The following is a 21,253-nucleotide window of genomic DNA, read 5'->3' on the forward strand; positions in this document are numbered from 1 at the left end:
TCACGAGGTGAAGGAGCGGCTTTGATCCATAACGATTTGATTCCGGCCATCATGCTTGGCCTGGTACAAGGCCATATCGGCTTTGTAAAACAGGGATTCCACGCTGATTTTATCATCTTCCCAGAACCAGTCCGAAACCCCGCAGGACACGGTTACTCCCGGACGCGTCTCGTTCATGACTCTTTCCCGGATTCTTTCGGCGACGCGAAGAGCCTGCTGTTTTCCGACTTTCGGTAAATAAACAGCCAACTCTTCACCTCCCCAGCGGGCAGCGATGTCCGTGTCGCGGATACTTGAAGCCAAAATACCGCTGACCTGCATAAGAATCTGGTCTCCGACCTGATGGCCGTATGTATCGTTCACTTGTTTAAAATAATCGATATCCACCACGATGAGGGATCCGCAGAAATCTTTCTTCTGCATCTCCTGTACCTGGTTATTCAAATAATGACGCGCATACAACCCGGTCAGCTGATCCATAATGACCAGCCGCTGGAGCTCGGCATGCAAAGTCGCATTCGTGATGGCCAGACCGATATGGCTGCAGAGCGCCTGAAGCAGTTTGAAGTTATCGTAGGAGAAATAGTGGGGCTCGCGGTGAGCGACCAGGATAACGCCAAGCACTTCTCCCCCTCCAAGAATCGGGGCCGCCATCAGCGATCTCGATTTCGACAAGTCCATCAGTTTCGATGAAACGTGGAATCTCGGATCGTAATCCGAAACGATGATGGCTTCCTTCCGGTCGTAAACGAGCCCCGAGTAGCCTGTCCCCAGTTCGAGATGCTCGTAATGCAGCGGATTAAAGTTGCTCGCTTTGACGACAAGCCGCTCCTTCTCTTCTTCCTTCTGGAGAATGCAGCAGAAGTCTCCTTTGAAGATATCCGTAAGTTCTCCGCAGGCGAAATCAAAAATTTCGTGAAGGCTCAAGCTTTGGGTCAGCTTTTGGGTCATATCGTTGATGAGCCGCAGCTCGTTGACCAGCAGATTGGAATGCTCGTAGAGTTTCGCGTTCTCGAACGCCGTGCCGGCCGCGTCCGCGAGCAGAGTTATAAAGGAAAGCTCCGCCGGATCGACCGTATCGCACGTATATTTAAGATGAAGAACTCCGTATACACCCTGATTTCCCGAAAGAGGCGCCGCAATCTCCCTGCGGCGGACTCCGTCTCCCAACTCTTCTTCGTAGACGAACAGCTCGCCTTCCAGAAATGCCTTGGCGCAGATGTCTTCCTCGCCGCTCTGGTAGCGGAGAAGCTTGAAGGGAAGAGCTCCGTTATGATGGTCCTGCGAAAGCAGCAAATCCAGCATGACGAACGGGTACAGCTCCTGGATGCAATCGATCACGACCGTAAGAACGGCATTAACGTCGATCTGCGCATGCAGCTTGTTCGTCATCTCGAACAGCATCTCCCATTTGCGCAGCTCCCGCTCGCTGCGGTTGACCTGCCCCGACAAGGCGAGCGCCGTGCGGGCGGAATGGCCGCTCATGCTGAACTGCTGCAGCGACAGGATCTGAGACTCGAGCAGCGCCTCCAGCAGCGCGTGATCTTGAACCGGTCCGGCAAGGATGCCGATCGTTCCGACACATTCTCCGGACGGGCTGTACAGCGGAGCGGCGCAGGTCACACAGCCGCGCAGCGCCCCTTCGTTATATTTGGAACCGTCGACGGTAACCAGTCTCTGGTGGCGCTTACACTGCGAGAAAGCGGTTTGTTCGAGCAGCTCCTCCGTCCATGCGGTTCCGTTCCGGTATAGAGGATGCAAAAAATTTTCCGCGGTATAAAATCCGATAATTTGACCGAAAGAATCAAATAGTTCCAAAGAACCATTAATGTTACGCAGGTACCGAGCCGACCGGCCTATCCAATCTTTGAAAAGCTGATAGAGTTCGTCGCGCTGCGATAGAACGCCGCCCTGCCTGCCAAGATCGAGAACATAGGGCTCCAGGCTTGATTCATCAAGCTTTTTCGCGTTTTCGACGGGATAGTACGGTAAGGGGTGGTGAAGTTTGTCGCTCATAGACAACTCCTTTTCCACTTCCGAATAATTAAGAAGTATACTCCTAATGATACTAAATTTTTAGTAGTTATGCACTATCTTTTCCAAGAGTTTATACAGAGTGCCGCGCTTGACATATGTTCTTTTTTTGCATAAAATAAATAGTCGAGTACAAAAGGTTGTCGGGAGATTTTCGTGACTCACCCTCTATAGCTTCGCTGCTGATTAGCCTGCGGCTGAACAAGCTTCTCAGAGGACGCCCTTCGCGTCCGCCAGCGAAACTATCACGTGATCTGCCCATCTATCCAAAATAACATTTGAAGAGGGGTAACATCCATATGTCACGTTATACAGGTCCTAAATTTAAACTTAGCCGTCGTCTCGGTATTTCTCTGAGCGGCAGCGGCAAAGAACTCAAGCGTCCGTTTCCTCCAGGTCAACACGGCCCGGGACAACGCAAGAAGATGAGCAACTACGGCATGCAGCTTCAAGAGAAACAAAAGCTTCGTCTCATGTACGGTGTACACGAGAAGCAATTCCGTAACCTTTACAGCTTTGCTTCGAAGCAAAAAGGGATTACAGGCGAAACGTTCATGCAGCTTCTTGAAAGCCGTCTGGACAACCTCGTATTCCGTCTTGGTTTCTCCAACTCCCGTGCAGGCGCGCGTCAGCTTGTTGCTCACGGTCACGTGACTGTAAACGGCAAAAAAGTCGACATCGCTTCCTACTCGGTTAAAACCGGCGACGTGATTGGTCTTCGTGAAAGAAGCCGCGGTCTCTCCGTAATCAAAGAAGCACTGGCTAACCGTAACTACCTCCCGGCTTACGTTGAATTCAACGAAGCGGCTCTGGAAGGTAAATACGTTCGTCTGCCGGAGCGTTCCGAGCTTCCGCAAGAGATCGACGAGAAGCAAATTGTCGAGTTCTACAACCGTCTTTCCTAGTCAACCGTCAGGTTCGACTGCAAAAGAGCCCCGATCTCCGGATCGGGGCTCTTTTTGTGCTTCTCCCCGTTTGTACGGGGGAAGCATATCTCGTGCATTAAGCTAATTTGATTTTCGCGAATTTACGCTTGCCTACTTGAAGAATATCGCCGTCCTTCACTTCTACGGACGCGTTCGGGTCGGTTACTTTCTCTTCGTTCAAGCGGACACCGCCCTGCTGAATACTGCGCTTCGCTTCTCCGTTGGTTGCCTGCAGGCCCAGCGTTACGAGCAGCTTCACCAGACGGATTCCGCCTTCTTCAAGCTCTCCGGCCGCAAGCTCGACTTCCTCGATGTCGTCCGGCAGCGCACGCTGCTGGAATACCGTGACGAAGTGGCGCTCCGCTTCACTTGCAGCTTCCTCGCCGTGGTACATCCGCACAAACGTAGCGGCCAGCCGCATTTTGGCGTCGCGGGGATGAACGTTTCCGTCTTCGATTCCCGAACGGAGCGCGCTGAGCTCGTCATGGCTCAGATCCGTCGCCAGCTCGTAATACTTCAGCATGAGCTCGTCGGGAACGGACATCGCTTTGCCGTAAATCTCGTTAGGCGCTTCATCGATCCCGATGTAGTTGCCAAGGCTTTTGCTCATCTTATTTACGCCGTCGAGTCCTTCAAGCAGCGGCATCATGATTGCGACCTGGGCCGGCACGCCGTACTCCTTCTGCAGAGTGCGCCCCATAAGCAGGTTGAATTTCTGGTCCGTGCCCCCAAGCTCCACGTCGCATTTCAACGCAACGGAATCGTAGCCCTGCATGAGCGGGTAGAAAAACTCGTGCACGTGGATAGGTTGACCGGAGGTGTAGCGTTTGGAAAAATCGTCGCGCTCCAGCACGCGGGCAACCGTCAATTTGGCGGACAGCTCCACCACATCGGCAAAAGTCAGGGGGCTGAGCCATTCCGAGTTGTAACAAACGGTAGTCTGCTCCGGATCGAGAATCTTGAAGATCTGCTTTTTGTACGTCTCCGCATTCCGCTTCACGTCTTCTTCCGTCAACTGCTTGCGCGTCTCGGATTTTCCCGTAGGATCGCCGATACGGCCCGTGAAGTCCCCGATCAGAAGCTGTACATGATGCCCCAGTTCCTGGAACTGCCGGAGCTTGTGAAGCACAACGGTATGGCCCACATGAATATCGGGCGCGGAAGGGTCCAGACCCAGCTTGATTTTGAGCGGCCGGTTGTCCGCAAGGGACTCGGCGATTTTCAGCTTCAATTCTTCCTCCGGCACAATTTCAACAGCTCCGCGGCGCAGGATCTCAACCTGGCGTTCCGCTTCGGCCTTCTGCTCGGCCGACAACTTTTCCCATACGTCTTTCATCGTCATCTTGCTTCCATCCCTCTCATCGCTGTAGTTTTCGCTGCATAACAAAAAGCCTTCCTGTCCACAAGGGACGAGAAGGCTTTAAACTCGCGGTACCACCCTAATTAAAGCACCTTCATCGGCATACGGCCGGGCAGGCGCTTTCACTTCATTCGGATAACGGGAAAGATCCCGGAAGAAAGCTACTGAAAGAAACTTCCGCTCGATCCTGTCCAGGCGGCGGTCGTCAAGCCGTTCCGGATGATACGACCGGCTGCTCTCGTGTTCACAATCTCTGCTCCGGACGGTATTTCGCTGAGGAGACCGGCACCGATTCACACCCGCCATCGGCTCTCTGTTCCCTGCATCTTCCCGCTACTGAAGTCCATCGACGCATTTTGATTAATATCCAGTTCCCTAAATTTATATCATAAAGAAACAAACGATGTCAATCCGCAGTCCTTAGGACCAAAGTCCCGGCGGTATTCAAGATTTTGGCTTTGTGCTATAATTGAGGCGGTTATTAAAGGAGGAATCCTGGTAATATGGCAAAAAAACTCTCTTTTTTACAAAATCCGGGAGTCCGAAAGACGCTTAAAGTCACCTTTCATACGGTTAAGTGGTTGTTTGTGGCATTTCTTGTTGTCGGAATTATGGGGGGAGCCGCCGCTTTCGGTTACGTAAGCGCTCTGGTCAAAAACGAACCCGTCCGAAATAAAGAGGAAATGCGCAAAAAAATCGAAGAAAACGCCATCACGGGTTTTGTCTACTTTAACGACGATGCCGTTATCGGACAGCTTCGTACAGAAGAAGACAGGCGGCTTGCCGAATTGGCGGAAATTCCTCAAGTCGTTCTTGATGCTGTCCTCGCGATTGAAGATAACGATTTTTACAAACACAACGGGGTTGACGTAAAAGGCTTATCCCGTGCCGTAACGCAGAAACTGCTGAACGAAGACGTACAAACCGGCGGAAGTACGATCACCCAGCAGCTGACCAGACGCGTTTTTCTGACATTGGACCGGGATGAGGGGCGTAAAGCCAAAGAAATCCTGCTGTCCTTGAGGATGGAAAGACTTTTATCCAAAGACGAGATTCTGCTGGCCTATTTAAATAAAATCCCTTACGGAAACGGAGCTACGGGCTACAACCTGTTCGGCATTAAAGCGGCCGCCAAAGGCATCTTCAATATCGACGATCTGAAACAGCTGAATGTCGCCCAGGCTGCATACCTAGCCGGCCTTCCTCAACAGCCGAGCAACTACTCGGCATACACGAGCAGCGGCGCGCCCAATCCGACGGGACTCAAAAACGCGATTACACGCCAGAAGCTTGTGCTGAAGCGGATGCGCGAGGAAAACAAAATAAACGAAGCGCAGTACAACGAGGCACTCGCCTTCGGTATTGAAGCTTCTCTTGCCCAGCGCCAGCAAAAAGCATATGCCAGCTACCCCTATCTCATGATTGAAGCCGAGAAGGAAGCCGTCAATCTGCTTCTAAAGCAGCAGAATCCCGACCTTGATCCCGAGAAAGACGCGGCCGCTTACAACGAAGCATCCAAGGCTATGCATACCCAGCTTCTGCGCGGCGGCTATCAGATTTATACGAGCATAGACAAAACGATCTATGACTCCATGCAGACGATCGGCAAAGAAGCGAAGAACTATTCCCCGACTGATTCCAAAAAAGGCGAGGAACAAGTCGGAGCGGTCATGATGGACAGCAAAACGGGCGCCGTTCTCGGGATGATCGAAGGCCGCGATTTCAACAAATCGCAGATGAACAACGCGATCCAGGCCGTCAGGCAGCCGGGTTCCACGATGAAGCCGATTGCGGCATACATTCCCGCCATGGAATCCGGCAAAATTCAGCCGGCCAGCATTATCGACGATTCGCCCGTAATTTTGAAGGACGGCGCGAAAGGCTATCACATTCCCGAGAACTGGAACCACAAGTACAGCGGTCTGATCACTGCTCGCAAGGCGTTGAACCAATCCTACAACATCCCGGCGATCAAGCTGTTCACGGACACCGTCGGAATTAAGGAAGCTTGGACGTTCGCCAAGAAACTGGGAATAACCACGATTGAAAAAGAGGATTATAACGCTCAAACGGGCGTAATCGGCGGTCTTAAATACGGCGTGACCGTCAAGGATATGACCGGTGCTTATGCCGCCATGTCCAACAAAGGACTGTACAACGAAGCGTTTATGATCCGGAAAATGACGGATTCGACCGGCAAAGTGATTTATGAGCACGAAATGAAGCCGACTCGTGTCTTCTCAGAGGAGACAGCCTACCTGATTACGGACATGATGAGAACCGTTATTACCGAAGGAACGGCGACAAGTATCAAGAAAAGCTTTAAATTTTACGGTAAAATACCGGTGGTCGGCAAAACCGGCTCTACGCAGGATGACGCCGACGCCTGGTTCATGGGGTATACTCCGAACATTACGGTCGGTGTGTGGGCGGGTTACGAGCTTCCGGTGAATAAGCTCAGCAAAGCCGGGACTCAGCGTGCCATGAACATGTGGTCGCTCATTATGAACGCGGCCGTCGAGAAGAAACCCGAGCTGTTCCCGGACACCTCGTTTAAACGGCCTTCTACGGTCGTTCAGGCGACCGTTTCCGACGTGTCCGGCAAGCTTCCGAGTGATTTGAACCGGCAGTCCGGACACGTGGTGACGGATTGGTTTAACCGGAAATACATCCCTAAAACTGTCGATAATTCCATGAAATCGATGAACACCATCGAATACAACGGCATTAACTATATCGCACAGGATCAGACTCCGGGCGACATGGTAAAATCCAAGTTTGTCATTGTCCGCGAGAAGTCGGTCAATTCCCTGCTGAAGGAACTTTCCGCGGTTCTGAACAAGCTCCCGGCCAAAAACCGCCGTCCGCTCAGCTTCTACAAACCGAAAGATTACGACGAGGACGCGCCTTCCGAGATCGACCCGCGTAAAGATGACGGAAGCGATCCGAGCGCCCCTTCGAGAGTGGCGGCAACCAAATCGGGCGGCTCCGTGGTCATCACGTTCCAGCCAAGCGGGAACAACGATGTAGTCGGCTACCGGCTGTACCGTTCCGACAACGGCGGTCCGTATATCCGGCAGACGGGTAAAGTTGTCATGACCGGAAGCGACAGCAAGTTTACGGACAGTGTCAGCCCGGCTTCCGCCCAATCTTACTATGTCACGGCGGTTGACGTAGCCGGACGGGAATCCGCTCCGGGAAAAGCCTCTTCGACGGGCTCCAACTCCTCCATTGACTCCGGATTAGTTCCGGGAGGCGGAGGCAGCGGGACAGACGGAGGCAGCCAAAACGGAGGGAACGGCGGTTCCGACCAGGAATCGGATCCCAAGCAGACACCGTCCTCTCCTGCGGGACTGACCGCGAAAGGAAGCGGCAGCGGATTAAAACTGCAATGGAACGAGAATTCTTCCAAAGATAAAGTTAAACGCTACAATGTCTACTATGCCGAGAAAGCGGACGGAAATTACAAAAAGATCGATGCCGCTCTCTCTGCCGAATACGCAATCTCGTCCGTAAAACACGACGGGTATTACAAAGTGTCGGCCGTGAACGATGCCGGAGAGTCACGGTTGTCTTCCGCGGTAAAATATGCGGCACGTTAAGTCCGCGGACCGCGCTGGTTAAATTTAAAAAGAAAAGCCCGTGAGGCTGCCAAGCTTGATTGCTTGGCAGATCCGGGCTTTTCTTTTGGCTTTTCTTTGGCTTTTCTATCAAGCGGAATCGCAGAACTTGTATAAGAACGGAAATCGAACCCATGAAAAAAACAGTTACAGAGCAAAAAGAGCGGCCTGACGGCCGCTCTTTCCTCTCTTAATCTTCAATCGTCGACAGGTCCCCTGTCGGCAGGTTAAGTTCCCAAGCTTTGAGCACGCGGCGCATGATTTTACCGCTGCGCGTTTTAGGAAGTTTGTCTTTAAATTCGATCTCGCGAGGAGATGCGTGCGCAGACAAACCTTCTTTTACAAACTTGGCGATGTCCGCTTTAAGTTCATCGGATGGCTCGAACCCTTCACGAAGCGCGATGAACGCTTTGATAATCTCGCCGCGCATCGGATCCGGCTTGCCGATAACGCCCGCTTCCGCAACGGCCGGATGCTCGACCAGTTTGCTTTCCACCTCAAACGGGCCTACCCGCTCGCCCGCGGTGTTAATAACGTCGTCGATACGGCCCTGGAACCAGAAGTAGCCGTCCTCATCCATGTAAGCGGAGTCCCCGGATATATACCAGCCGGTTAATCTGAAATACTCTTCGTATTTCGCAGGGTTGTTCCAAATTTTGCGCATCATGGACGGCCAAGGCGTTCTGACCGCGAGATTGCCCATCCGGTTAGGCGGAAGAACATTGCCGCTGTCATCGATAATGGCGGCTTCCACGCCGGGAATCGGACGTCCCATGGAGCCCGGCTTGATCGGCATGCTCGGGTAGTTACAAATGAGCTGGCCGCCTGTTTCGGTCATCCACCAGGTGTCGTGAATACGCTGCCCGTATACTTTCAGGCCCCAGCGGACGACTTCCGGGTTAAGAGGCTCCCCTACGCTCAGTACATGACGGAGCGAGGACAGATCAAACTGGTTGACCACATCGTCTCCGGCACCCATCAGCATTCGGAAAGCGGTCGGAGCGCTGTACCACACGGTCACTCCGTATTTCTGAATCGTATTATACCAGTCCTGCGGACTGAAACGTCCGCCGCGGATTACGTTCGTAGCTCCGTTAAGCCAAGGGGCGAAAATACCGTAAGATGTGCCGGTAACCCAACCTGGATCGGCCGTACACCAGTACACATCGTCTTCTTTAAGATCAAGGACAATATTGCCCGTATAGTAATGCTGAACCATGGCGTTATGCACATGGAAAACGCCTTTAGGTTTACCTGTCGAACCGGATGTGTAATGCAGAATCAATCCGTCTTCACGGTCTACCCATTCGATGTCGAGTTCTTCGGACGCCTGCGCCATTTCCTTGTGGAAATCCACTTGGCCTTCCTGAAGATCAAGATCTTCGCCAACGACAATGACATGCTTCAGATTAGGCAGCTCGGCCGTTGGGATACGGTGCACGAGTGCGGGTGTCGTAATAATGGCGACAGCTTCACTGTCCTGCAGACGGTCGCGTACCGCCATTTCCATGAATGCTTCGAAAAGCGGTCCGACTACCGCACCGATCTTGATGGCACCGAGAAGCGCCATATACAGTTCCGGAGTACGCGGCATGAAAATAAAGAAACGGTCTCCCTTATTCACACCAAGCTTGCGGAGCACATTCCCGAATTGATTGGATGTCGTTTTCAATTGAGAGAAAGTATAAGACTCGTCTCTCTTCTGATCGCTATAATAGAGGGCAACTTTGTCTTTTCTGGAAGATTCGGCATGGCGGTCGATCGCTTCGTAAGCCATGTTCACTTTGCCCGTATCGAACCAGGAAAAATTGGATTCTATCTCTTCCCAATTGAACGATTCTCGGGCTTTCTCGTAATTGCCTAGGTTGCCGTTTTGTGAAACCGCATCTACCACTTCACCTTTTAATTGGTTCATTTCTCCTACCTCCCGACAATTGAAACGCTTTCAATCTTTTTTGAATGCTTTGTGCCTGACAGGAAGAAAAGCGCACTTTTCACCATGTATATTATATCACAGCAGGTTATGTTTGCCTATTGCTTTTCAATTTGCCGAAAAATGTGATATAAGAGAGTATAGAGAGAACTGCGTTACCGACGCCGCTTTTAAGGAGACTCCCTCTCATGGACCATAAAAAAATTTATCATTCGCACTCTTTCGTACCGCCTGACCTGGATGCGGAGATCACCGTGGAGGGTCCCGTATCCCCTGATCACCTGCGAGGCCTTCAGATGCATGCCGATCTGGACGCTTTCCGCAAGCCGAGAGACCAGCACGAAGCCCTGATCGAAATCGCGGAGCTTCCCGAGGGCCGCATTATTATCGCCCGTACCGGGGACTGGATTGTAGGCTATGTCACCTTCCATTATCCCGATGAAATCGAACGCTGGTCCCAAGGCAATATGCCCGACCTGATTGAACTTGGGGCGATCGAAGTTGCCAACAGCTACCGGGCTCTCGGACTCGGCAAGAAGATGATCCGGCTCGCCTTTACGGACGGACAACTGGAGAACGTCATTACGTTCACGACCGAATATTATTGGCATTGGGACCTGGAAAGCAGCGGGCTCAGTGTGTGGGATTACCGCAAAATGATGGAAAACCTGATGAAATGCGTAGATATGGTGTGGTTTGCCACCGACGATCCGGAAATATGTTCGCACCCGGCCAACTGCCTGATGGTTCGCATCGGAAGCAAAGTTCCCCTGGCTTCCGTCGAGCAGTTCGACCGCATCCGCTTTCAACAACGGTTCATGTATTAAGAACCATTTCCTGGGTTACGGGAGGAACAGCTCGAGATGAAGAACGAATCGGTTTTTGTATTTAACGAGCATGAAGCGACCTACAAGTTCAACGAGGAACATCCTTTTAATCCGAAAAGACTGCTGCTCACGATTGACCTTCTCAGAAAGGCCGGAGCTCTGAACGACTCCGAAATCGTCACTCCCCGTGTAGCCACGGATGACGAGCTTCTCCGCGTCCATCAACCCGCTTATATCGATGCCGTGAAAGCGCTTAGCGAACTCTCCCCTTCGCTTGAGTGGGTAAACAGCGCGGCCAAGTACGGATTGGACACCGAGGACACGCCCTATTTCGCCTGGATGCATGACGTCACCTCAATGGTAGTCGGCGGTTCCATAACGGCTGCCGACACCGTAATGTCAGGCAGAGCGAAGCGCGCGTTCCATCTGGGCGGAGGCCTGCACCACGCTCTGCAGAGCAAGGGAGCCGGCTTCTGCGTCTATAACGACGCTTCCGCCGCCATTGCCCATCTTACCGAGCACTACAACGCGAAGGTTCTGTACATCGACACGGATGTCCACCACGGCGACGGCGTTCAATGGAGCTTTTACAGCGATCCACGCGTATGCACGTTCTCCATTCATGAAACCGGGAAATATTTATTTCCGGGGACGGGGGATGTGACGGAGCGGGGCGAGGGCGAAGCCTTCGGCACCTGCGTCAATGTTCCGGTGGAGCCGTACACCGAAGACGACTCCTGGCTTGAAAGCTTTGAAGCGGTTCTGGTGCCGCTGATTGAGCGTTTCAAGCCCGATATCATCGTGTCGCAGCACGGCTGCGACGCGCATGCCCTTGATCCGCTGGCCCACGTACACTGTTCCATGCGGATCTACAAAAGAATGCCCGAGCTTATCCGCGAGCTGGCCGACAAGTGGTGTGACGGCCGCTGGGTTGCGCTCGGCGGCGGAGGATACGACATCTATAGGGTCGTTCCGCGTGCCTGGAGCCTGGTCTGGCTGGTCATGACCGGCCACCCGCTGCTTCAGGAGCTGGAGAGCAATCCGCTCCTCCCCCTGCCCGCCGGCTGGCTTGCCGAGCACCAGCCGGGCAGCCCCGTTAAGCTGCCTGCCACTTGGCTCGACGCCGTCGACGATTGGGAACCCATCCCGCGCCGGGACATTATTGCCGAGAAGAACAAGAAAACCGTGGAGATCGCTCTGCTTTATTTGAAATAAGAGCGATCCCCGCGGTTTTTTAATTGAGTTTGCTTCCGTTCATGTGTGATATCTGCGCTGCTGCGTGCATGCCGGACGGCGCTGCATACAAATCCGTTGAAAAAAATAGACTGACCGGTTTAAAACCCGTCAGCCTTTTTCATATGCCCATCTGTCCATTATAACGAGCGCACCATATGTTCAATGATCCGGTGTGAATTTTCGGAAGCCTGCTTGGTAAACTCCGCGAAATTAACGTGCGCCGAGCCGTCCGCTTTATCGGACATGGACCGGATGACGACGAACGGAACTTTGTTCATGGAACAAACCTGCGCCACAGCCGCGCCTTCCATCTCCGTGCAGGTCCCGCCGAGCTCCTGGTGAAGCTCCGCCACTTTGTCGCGCGAAGCGACGAATTGGTCTCCGGACAGAACGAGCCCTTGCTTCGTTCTTCCCTGGAACAGTTCCCGGCTTGCCGCATCCGCCAGTTCGACCAGCTGAGGGTCCGCCTTGAAGACCGAAACTTCCTCGTAAGGAATGACTCCGCGCGGGAAGCCAAGGGGCGTCACATCCATGTCATGCTGCATGCAGGTTGTGGAAATGACGATATCGCCGATATTCAGCTCCGGATCCAGCGCTCCGGCAACGCCTGTAAACAGCACGGCATCAACGCCGAAGCCGTCAATCAGAATTTGCGTGCAGACGGCGGCGTTCACCTTGCCTACGCCCGACTTGCAAACCACAACAAATTTGCCTTCAAACTGGCCTTCCCTGTATGTAATGCCGGCTTTATTCGTTACGGTTACGCCGCTCATCCCGCCGACAAGCAGTTCGATTTCTTCATTCATGGCGCCGATCAGACCGATTTTATTTATCATCCTTGTGTAACCTTTCCTTTCCGCTCAACAAAAAGCGGCTCAACGAGGAGCCACTGAGCTGCGCTTAATGATTTCATGCGGGAGAACGACTTGAGTAAGTTCCATCGTTTCCTTGTTCATCAACTTCGTAAGCAGACGCATGGATACCGCGCCGATATCGTACATAGGCTGTGCCACGGTCGTTAATTGAGGACGCACCATAGAAGCCATCCGGATATTATCGATACTCATCACGGAAATATCCTTCGGTACGGAAAGCCCTTCGTCCTGAATTTTGTGAATGGCGCCGATCGCCATTTCGTCCGTCGCCGAGAAAATAGCGGTTGGGCGCGTCGGCAGCTTCAGGAAATAATCCGTCGCATCGATTCCCGATTCATACCGGTAATTGCCCAGTCTTACGTAATCTTCGTTCACTTCGATGCCTGCGTGCTCCAGTGCCTTCTTGTAGCCCTGGTAGCGAGCAAAGCCGTTAGCCGGATCCTGAAGAGGTCCGGAGATCATGGCGATCGTACGGTGGCCGCTCTCGATCAGAAGCTGCACGGCATCGTAAGCCGCTTTCTCGTGATCGATATCGACGGACGGCATTACGTTCTGCTCGTCGGCCGTACCGCAGAGCACAACCGGAACGGAAGAAGTCCGGAACGCATTGATATGATCTTCCGTCACGACGCCGCCCATGAAGAGAAGCCCGTCCACCTGCTTCTCCAGCAGGGTGTTGATGACGCGGATTTCTTTCTCTTTCTTCTTGTCGGCGTTGCTCAAAATAATATTGTAATGATACATGTTCGCAATATCTTCGATTCCGCGCGCCACTTCCGCAAAAATCGAGTTTGAAATATCGGGGATAACCACGCCGACTGTCGTTGTTTTCTTCGATGCAAGTCCCCGGGCAACAGCATTGGGGCGATAACCGAGCCGTTCGATTGCTTCGAATACTTTCTTCCTTGTCTGCGGCTTCACGTTCGGGTTATTGTTGACGACACGCGAAACCGTGGCCATCGATACTCCTGCTTCTCTTGCTACGTCATAAATAGTAACGGTCACGGTCACTCTCTCCATTTATTCGAATATTCGTCGTCCTTGCCATATTACAGACTATCATACGACATTATTTCCCTTTTCGCAATTAAAACACTTTCACACCTAATAGTAGCAAAAAATACGCATGAAAGCCAACTCGCCGATTTTCATACCCGCTCCCCGCAGGAATTCCATCGTACAAGTTGGCTATGTAATCAACTGCAACCCTATCCATGCGCATCCGGCGGGTGGGTATGTACGGAAAGGGCACTGCGGGCATCAGCCGCTGGTCCTATCCGCAAAAACTTCCTGCAGCCGGTCGTCCGACAGCATATGCTCGCTGATTTGGGCCAGCCTGCTGCGAATCTCCCCTGCCCAGCCCATATCCCCGACAGAGGTAGCCAGAAGCAGCAGATCCAGCAGTTCATTGACTCTTTCCTCCACGGCCTGCTTAAATCCGTACCCATCCTCAGAAGAACAGGCGAGCCGAACGATGAGGCAGGCGATTTCGGACACGTCTTCGAACCGCAGGATCTGCTTTTCCGGTTTCGGGCCCAACGTATCGATCAATTCCGTAACTTTAGGTTTTACGCTCGAATAAACAACGCTTTTCCCGCATGCTTCGCATGAGTAGATGGGTACGTTTTCAATCTCTACCTTCTGTTGGAACACGACGGTTCTCAGGCATAAATGAATCGGTTGTCCGCAGCAGTACCCTTTTTGCATAATCACTCACTCCTTTAGCAGCCGATAGAACCTTGCTGTCTTCGTCTTACCTAGCTACTTCTATCCGGGTGAATAATATTCCTGCTTTTCGGGGACTGTCACATATTCCCTTTTTATGAAAATTTCATTTTATTTTTGAAGGCAGCGTAATCTCTGTGCCAACCGCTAGTTTGAGGCCTTTTTCTGAATCAATACCTCGATAAAAGCTTTCATAAAAGCGGGCAGATCCGGAGGACGCCGCCCCGAAACGATATTGCGGTCGACCACGGCTTCCTCGTCCACCCAGATCGCTCCGGCGTTTTCAAGATCATCCCGGATGCCCGGCGTAGAGGTCATCGTATAGCCTTCCACGATTTTGGCCGAAATCAAAACCCAGCCCGCGTGACAAATCTGCGCAATCGGTTTTTGCGCCTCATGAATTTCGCGGGTAAACCGCAGAACGTCGGCATATCTGCGCAGTTTATCGGGCGCCCAGCCGCCGGGCACGTACAGCCCGTCATAATCGGCCGCGCTTACGTCTCCGAACGCGACATCCGTCGTAATCGGCACACCGTATTTGCCGTGATAAATTTCGCCCGCTTTAGGTCCTGCGATATCGACGACTGCTCCCGCTTCCCGCAAACGAAGAACGGGGTACCACATTTCCAGATCCTCGAATTCCTCATCAACAAACGCCAGTATGCGCTGGCCTTTCAAATCCTGTACGGTCATAGTAAATCCCTCCTGGTTTAGTGAGAATAGGTTAAGAAGCGCTCGACCGGGAATCCGCCTGCCGGAGCACCTGCTCGATTTCCTCGCTGGTGCCGCACTGCAGGACTTCCTGAAGCAGGCGTTCGCACTCGGCGTGATTGCTCGTCAGCAGACGGTGCTTGATCGGAAGAATGAGCTGGACGGACATGCTCAGCTCCTCGATGCCTAGCCCCAGCCAAAGAGGCAGCGCACGGATATCCCCGGCGAACTCCCCGCATACGGCAACGGGTATACCAGCCGCCTTGGCCGCATCAATGGTCAGCTTCAGCAGGCGGATTACGGCGGGATGATACGGATTGTACAAATGGGCGATGCTGTCGTTCATCCGGTCCACCGCCAAAACGAACTGGATCAGATCGTTGGTTCCGATGCTGAAGAAATCGACTTCTTTGGCCAGAACGTCGGCAATCAGGGCCGCGCCCGGCACTTCGATCGTCAAGCCGACCTCAATGTCGGGGTTAAACGGCTTGCCCCGGCTTTTCAGCTCCTGCTTGGCTTCCGCCAGCAGAGCGTTGGCCTCTCTGAGCTCGCCTAGCGAGGAGATCATCGGGTACATAAGCTTTACTTGACCAAAGTGCGAGGCCCGCAAAATCGCGCGGAGCTGGGTTTTGAACAGCTCGCGGCGATCCAGCGAGATCCGAATGGCGCGGCATCCCAGCGCCGGATTCTCCTCCACCTGAAGCGGAAGATAATCCAGCTTCTTGTCTCCGCCGATATCCAGCGTGCGGATAATGAGCGGCCTGCCGTCCAGCTTGACCGCCGCCTGCTTATACACCTCGGTCTGCTCCTCTTCATCCGGCAGGGAGTCGCGGTCCATGTAGAGAAATTCCGAGCGGAATAAACCGACCCCGACGGCGCCGTTCTTGAGCACCTGGTCGATTTCTTTGATCGAGCTGATATTCGCCGCCAGCCGGACCTGCTTGCGGTCCTGAGTCATGGACGGGACGTGGGCGATTTCCTGCAGCCGCTCGCGGTGCATGAGCCAGTCCGTCTTACGCGACTCGTACAGCTCCACGGTGCTGCTGTCGGGGTTCACGTAGACGATCCCTTCCTCGCCGTCCACAATCATCAAGTCTCCGTTCTGAATAGGCCGGATAAGCTTGCCTTCCAGCCCGAGCACGAAAGGAATTCCCATCGCGCGGCTCATAATCGACGTGTGCGAGGTCAGTCCGCCCATCATCGTGACGATACCCAGAACGCGGGCCGGGTCCAGATGCACCAGTTGGGAAGGGGTAAGCTCCTTCGCCACGAGTACGTAGGAATGATCCGTCGGCGGCGGTGTATCGTCCCCGCTGCCCAGCAGATGCTTCAGAAGACGGTTGCCTACGTCTTTAATGTCCATGGCCCGTTCTTTCATATAATCATCGTCCAACACGTCGAACATTTCGACGAATTTGTCGATCACTTCTTTGACGGCCACCTCTGCGGCTTTGTACTGCCGGCTGATGATGCCCTGAATTTCGTTCATAAACACGGGATCTTCCAAAATCGCCAGATGAGCGTCGAAAATGTACGATTGCTCCTGGCCCAAGACGTCCCGGATCTCTTGTTTGATATGTTCCAATTCGTCTTTGGACGAACGGATCCCGTCATACAGCCGTTCGAATTCAAACGACAAATCGGTGGCGTCCACCATCTTATCCGGGAACTCCCAATCCCAGGCGGGGATCACGTAAGCGGGACCCATGGCGATCCCCGATGAAGCTCCTATCCCTTTAAACATTTGAAGTCCCTCCGCTCTGTTCCGGTTTTTTCAGCACAACGGACATCACGGACGCCTGCCCTTTTTTCACGGATTTATAGGGGGCGAAGCTCCATGATTTGACACGGTCCGAATTGGTAATCACCATAGGGGTGGCCAGCGATTTGGCGTGCTTCTTCAACTGATTGTAGTTAAAACGGATCAGCAGCTGCCCCGCCTCCACCTCGTCTCCGGGCTGTACTTGGGCCTCGAAGAAATTTCCGGTTAATGTGGATGTGTCGATGCCGATGTGCAGCAGAACTTCAAGTCCTTCCTCTGTCTGAATCCCGAGCGCATGCATCGTCGGATAGACGTGCATGATTTTACCGGCTACCGGCGACAACAACTCCCCTTTATCCGGTATGAAAGCAACCCCGTTGCCGACAATCTTCCCCGCGAAAATGCGGTCCGGAACGTCCTCCAGCGGAATCATTCTCCCCGCCATCGGGGAACTGAAGAGCACAAGCTGAATGTCTTTGCGCAGCAGCTTCATGATTTCTTCCCGGATCAGTTCGGAGAACGTGCCGAAAACAACCTGCACGTTGCCGCCGCCTAAGCGGATAACTCCGGCCGCTCCAAGGTGCTTCAGTGCGGCGATATCCATGAGGCGGTCGGATTCGAGCGTCAATCTCAGCCGTGTGATGCAGGCTTCGATTTTTTTGATATTCCCCTTGCCTCCGAGCGCTTGGACGATAAGCGGCGCCCGGTAAGGGATATCGCCTGCCCATTCTTCCAGCGATGAACCTTCCTCCCGCCCCGGGGTCGGAATGCGGTAACGCCGGATGGCGTACCTGAACATGACATAGTACACCGCTCCGAACACGAGTCCGATCGGAATGAGCATCCAACCGTTGCGCGACAAATGCTCGTTAATGACAAAATCGATAGCTCCGGCGGAATAAGAGAAGCCGTGCGAGATATTCAGCGCATATGCGATCCACATGGCAAAGCCGGATAAAATGGCATGAATCACGAACAAGTAAGGAGCGACGAACAGAAAGGCAAACTCAATCGGCTCCGTGACGCCGGTCAGGAACGAAGTCAGCGCCGCCGTCATAAAAGTCACTCGGACATGAGGCTTCAAATCTTCCCGGGCCTCGTGGATAATGGCGAAGGCAATGGCGGGAAGCGCGAACATCATAATCGGATACAGTCCGGCCATGTAGGCCCCGGCCGTCGGATCACCCGCGAAGAAACGGGGCAGATCGCCATAAACCATGTCACCGTTCGGTTCTTTGTAAGCACCCAGTTGAAACCAGAAGAAATTGTTCAGGATATAATGAAGCCCGGAAGGCACAAGAAGACGATGCGCGATGCCGTACAAGAAAGCACCGAATCCGCCGAGGCTGAGAACCCATGCCGTCAACTGCTCCATCCCGTTCTCCAGGACGGGGCCCAGCTTGATCATCAGGATGGACAGCACGAGCGTAACGACTCCCATAATAAGCGGAACCATCCGCGGTCCTCCGAAAAACTGTACGTATTCGGGGAGCTGGATTCGCTTGCACCGGTGGTACGCGACCGCCGACAGCAGACCGATCAGGATTCCTCCCGCGACACCCAGTTGAAACGCTTCGCCCAGCTGATGCTGGGTCAGTACGGTGAATAAAAAGTAGCTCATCAGTGCGGAAAGTCCGGCGATACCCGCATTCTCCGTCAAACCGAGAGCAACGCCTACCGCGAACACGAGCGGCAAATATGTAAATATGGTATGACCCGCAAGCAGCATCATGTCGCCGAGCCATGCCGCCCCCATACTATCCCATGGCAGGATTCCCAGTCGTATAAGTACTGCGGCAACAGGGAGCGTAATCATCGGAAGCATTAAAGAACGCCCGAATTGCTGCAAATTTCCCATCCAGTTCAACTTAAGCCCTGCCTCCTCTCTATTTCGATCCTAATGGCTGCCGCACTTTTTGTCAAAAACAAATAAGCGGGTCCGAAGACCCGCTTGTTGGCGTCATGCAGCATAACGATGCTGTGAGCTATCGTCAGCCTTTAATTAAAACGTACCTGTCGTGTACGGAATGCCCGTGTTAAAACGGCCGGATTGAGCGGAACCAACGCTGCTGGAGTAACCGGCGAACTGCTGCTGAGCCGGAGTTTGGGAATCCGAAGTCAGGTAGCTGTCATGGGCCGGCTGGTCGCCGCGGTAGTTAGCCGTATGGTAAGACTGCGGAGACGCGGCTTGGCTGTAGCTTTGCGTGCCGTAGCCTTGGCCATAGGATTGACCGTAGGATTGGGAACCGTAATTTTGTTGAGAGCCGTAGCCTTGGCCGATAGCGGATTGGCTCAGCCCGTAAGAAGCTTGGCCGTAGCCTTGCTGGGACGGAGTCTGGGAATCCGAACGCAGGTAGCTGTCGTGTCCCGGCTGATCGCCACGGTAGTTAGCCGTGTGATAAGACTGAGGGGAAGCGAATTGTCCGTAGCTTTGTTGTTGGCTCGTGTAGGATTGATTTCCTTGGTTGCCGTAAGCTTGGGAACCGAAGGATTGAGTCAGGCCGTAGGAAGCTTGTCCGAAGCCTTGTTGTTGGGCCGGAGTTTGGGAATCCGAGCGCAGGTAGCTGTCATGACCCGGTTGGTTGCCGCGGTAGTTAGCCGTGTGGAACGATTGCGGGTTTTGGTAGCTGCCGTATTGGGAATTTTGGAACTGGTTCTGACCGTACGAAGATTGAACATAACCGGTCGGCTGGAACTTGTTTTGGTATTGGGACTGGGAGCCGATACCAGCTTGATTTTGATACTGGTTGTACATGCGGAGTTCCTCCTTTAAGGAAATTAATGAGTCTTCCAGACAAGTCTTTCCTTGTTCTGAAGCCTCCACTATTGTTTGCAGGAGCCGCTGAAATTATGAACCGTCCCAGAAATTTTTTTCAGAAAAAACAAAACCCGACTAGAGCTTGCGCTTTAGTCGGGTTTTGACACTTTTAGCAGCTGTGCCGCACCGGTTCAGTTGCCTCTCGGATTCAAAATCGCATCTTCCACCTTGATGCAGCGGTCCATTATGACCGTCAGCCCGCCGCGTTGCGCAATTTCAGCCGCTTCTTCATTATAGACGCCCTGCTGCAGCCAAAGAACTTTGGCTCCCATGCGGACCGCTTCCTCCGCGATCGGCACGACCTGGTCGCTTCTGCGGAACACATTCACGATATCCACATTACCCGGAATATCGGACAGACTGGCATAGCTTTGGCCGCCCAAAATGACATCCGCATTCGGATTAACCGGAATAATCTCGTATCCGCGTGATTTCATGGCTGCCGATACCATGTGCGACACCCTTTCCGGGTTATCGGACAAACCAACTACGGCAATGGGGCCGGCCGAAGCCAGCAAGGTTTTGATTTCGTCTCTGGACGGATTTTCAAAAGGCATGAGAACACTCCCTTTCGCTATTTAAAGAACCGGCCTTGTTCGTTGTCTGTTCTTAATCAGCCGTATAGGACAAGCCCTGCTTGCCCATCGCTTCCCAGATGCCGATGAACAGCTTTTTGTCCAGCTGAACATTTTTGCTGCCCGTCCACGGGTCGTTCACGTAAACGGACGTCTCGTCGTAACCGACCATTAATACCGCATGCTCGGAAAATGTCGCGCGGATCGGACCGATGGAGGTATTCCATTCGGACCAGCGGGTCGGCATCGTGAAACCGATGGTCGTCCAAACGACAACCGGGCGGCCGTTTGCGATTTGTTTTTCATACGCGTCAAAAGACTCGCCCGTTAAATCTACGGCTGAAGGAATATGCGATTTCAACAGCGGAAACAGCGCCTTGTGGTAAATGCCGAAGCCTTTGGATTTCCCGGTACCGTCTCCCACATAGCCAATGTTCGGGTGGCCCCACGAAGCAATCGTCCCGTCTTTGTTCCAAACGATAGGAGTCGGGTCCTTCGGCATTTCGTCGTACAGCTGCATCTTGTCCAATTTGATGCCTTTATAATGAAGCATCATGGCAATCGAAGTAATTTCGCAGCCGGACGGCAGTTCCGGTTTCTGCGCGATAACGGGCGCATCGATCATAGCCTTCGTTTTCCGCTGCTCTGGAACCTGTTCCGCCGCCGGTGGCTGCTCAGGTTCAGGCAGAGGCTGTTTTTCCAATTTCGCGTCCATAGCCATGACAGTCTGAACGTCTTGCCCGCTTATTTTGGCATATAGCATCACAGACATGAAACCGCCTGAGAACAATAACCCGAGGATCAGAAAGAAACCGAACGTTACTTTCATGCCCCTCCAAATAATGCGCATC

At 53.1% G+C, this 21,253-nt stretch carries 16 protein-coding genes and 1 other annotated feature; of the genes, 4 read left to right on the forward strand and 12 right to left on the reverse strand.

The window, feature by feature from the left end; genetic code table 11:
• The gene (locus HMPREF1207_RS04175) at positions 1-2,016 is read right to left on the reverse strand and encodes a diguanylate cyclase (protein WP_009672632.1); all 2,016 of its coding nucleotides are present in this window, start codon (positions 2,014-2,016) and stop codon (positions 1-3) included.
• Between the two features lie 317 nt (positions 2,017-2,333).
• Between HMPREF1207_RS04175 and rpsD the strand changes: the two genes are divergently transcribed.
• A complete protein-coding gene (gene rpsD, locus HMPREF1207_RS04180) occupies positions 2,334-2,939 on the forward strand; it encodes a 30S ribosomal protein S4 (RefSeq protein WP_009672646.1) in 606 nt (201 codons plus the stop codon).
• Positions 2,940-3,036: 97 nt separating this feature from the next.
• On the opposite strand, the gene tyrS is transcribed toward rpsD, so the two are convergent.
• Positions 3,037-4,302, reverse strand: a complete 1,266-nt coding sequence (gene tyrS, locus HMPREF1207_RS04185; protein WP_442950126.1) for a tyrosine--tRNA ligase — start codon at positions 4,300-4,302, stop codon at positions 3,037-3,039.
• 60 nt (positions 4,303-4,362) lie between these two features.
• Positions 4,363-4,679, reverse strand: a binding site (T-box leader).
• A gap of 144 nt (positions 4,680-4,823) precedes the next feature.
• Between tyrS and HMPREF1207_RS04190 the strand changes: the two genes are divergently transcribed.
• A complete protein-coding gene (locus HMPREF1207_RS04190; RefSeq protein WP_009672641.1) occupies positions 4,824-7,922 on the forward strand; it encodes a transglycosylase domain-containing protein in 3,099 nt (1,032 codons plus the stop codon).
• 208 nt (positions 7,923-8,130) lie between these two features.
• Here HMPREF1207_RS04190 and acsA read toward each other — a convergent pair whose 3' ends face one another.
• Entirely contained in the window at positions 8,131-9,855 is a 1,725-nt protein-coding gene (acsA, locus tag HMPREF1207_RS04195) for an acetate--CoA ligase (protein WP_009672629.1), read from the reverse strand.
• A gap of 206 nt (positions 9,856-10,061) precedes the next feature.
• On the opposite strand from acsA, the gene HMPREF1207_RS04200 reads away from it, so the two are divergent.
• A complete protein-coding gene (locus tag HMPREF1207_RS04200; RefSeq protein WP_009672639.1) occupies positions 10,062-10,700 on the forward strand; it encodes a GNAT family N-acetyltransferase in 639 nt (212 codons plus the stop codon).
• Positions 10,701-10,736: 36 nt separating this feature from the next.
• Positions 10,737-11,915 (forward strand): acetoin utilization protein AcuC, encoded by a 1,179-nt coding sequence (locus tag HMPREF1207_RS04205; protein ID WP_009672644.1) that lies wholly within the window; start codon positions 10,737-10,739, stop codon positions 11,913-11,915.
• Positions 11,916-12,073: 158 nt separating this feature from the next.
• On the opposite strand, the gene HMPREF1207_RS04210 is transcribed toward HMPREF1207_RS04205, so the two are convergent.
• The 9 genes from HMPREF1207_RS04210 to HMPREF1207_RS04250 form a co-directional block, all read right to left on the reverse strand.
• Positions 12,074-12,772 carry a 5'-methylthioadenosine/adenosylhomocysteine nucleosidase gene (locus HMPREF1207_RS04210; RefSeq protein WP_009672625.1) on the reverse strand — a complete coding sequence of 233 codons (699 nt, stop codon included), beginning with the start codon at positions 12,770-12,772 and terminating at the stop codon, positions 12,074-12,076.
• 39 nt (positions 12,773-12,811) lie between these two features.
• Positions 12,812-13,831, reverse strand: a complete 1,020-nt coding sequence (gene ccpA / locus HMPREF1207_RS04215; RefSeq protein WP_009672618.1) for a catabolite control protein A — start codon at positions 13,829-13,831, stop codon at positions 12,812-12,814.
• Between the two features lie 240 nt (positions 13,832-14,071).
• Entirely contained in the window at positions 14,072-14,518 is a 447-nt protein-coding gene (locus HMPREF1207_RS04220) for a hypothetical protein (protein ID WP_009672657.1), read from the reverse strand.
• 165 nt (positions 14,519-14,683) lie between these two features.
• The gene (locus HMPREF1207_RS04225; RefSeq protein ID WP_009672636.1) at positions 14,684-15,229 is read right to left on the reverse strand and encodes a type 1 glutamine amidotransferase domain-containing protein; all 546 of its coding nucleotides are present in this window, start codon (positions 15,227-15,229) and stop codon (positions 14,684-14,686) included.
• Between the two features lie 31 nt (positions 15,230-15,260).
• On the reverse strand, positions 15,261-16,991 hold the full coding sequence (gene ptsP, locus HMPREF1207_RS04230; protein ID WP_009672651.1) for a phosphoenolpyruvate--protein phosphotransferase: 1,731 nt from the start codon (positions 16,989-16,991) through the stop codon (positions 15,261-15,263).
• Positions 16,984-18,876: a glucose PTS transporter subunit IIA gene (locus HMPREF1207_RS04235; protein WP_009672615.1), complete on the reverse strand. Its 1,893-nt coding sequence runs from the start codon at positions 18,874-18,876 to the stop codon at positions 16,984-16,986. The genes ptsP and HMPREF1207_RS04235 overlap by 8 nt, the downstream gene beginning before the upstream one ends.
• 135 nt (positions 18,877-19,011) lie before the next feature.
• On the reverse strand, positions 19,012-19,764 hold the full coding sequence (locus HMPREF1207_RS04240; protein WP_009672650.1) for a hypothetical protein: 753 nt from the start codon (positions 19,762-19,764) through the stop codon (positions 19,012-19,014).
• Between the two features lie 194 nt (positions 19,765-19,958).
• Complete coding sequence (locus tag HMPREF1207_RS04245) at positions 19,959-20,384, reverse strand: CoA-binding protein (RefSeq protein WP_009672637.1); 426 nt, start codon at positions 20,382-20,384, stop codon at positions 19,959-19,961.
• A 52-nt stretch (positions 20,385-20,436) separates the two neighbouring features.
• Positions 20,437-21,231, reverse strand: a complete 795-nt coding sequence (locus HMPREF1207_RS04250; RefSeq protein ID WP_009672611.1) for a C39 family peptidase — start codon at positions 21,229-21,231, stop codon at positions 20,437-20,439.
• Positions 21,232-21,253 lie beyond the last annotated feature (22 nt).

It is taken from the genome of Paenibacillus sp. HGH0039, assembly GCF_000411255.1.
Taxonomy (GTDB): Bacteria; Bacillota; Bacilli; order Paenibacillales; family NBRC-103111; genus Paenibacillus_F.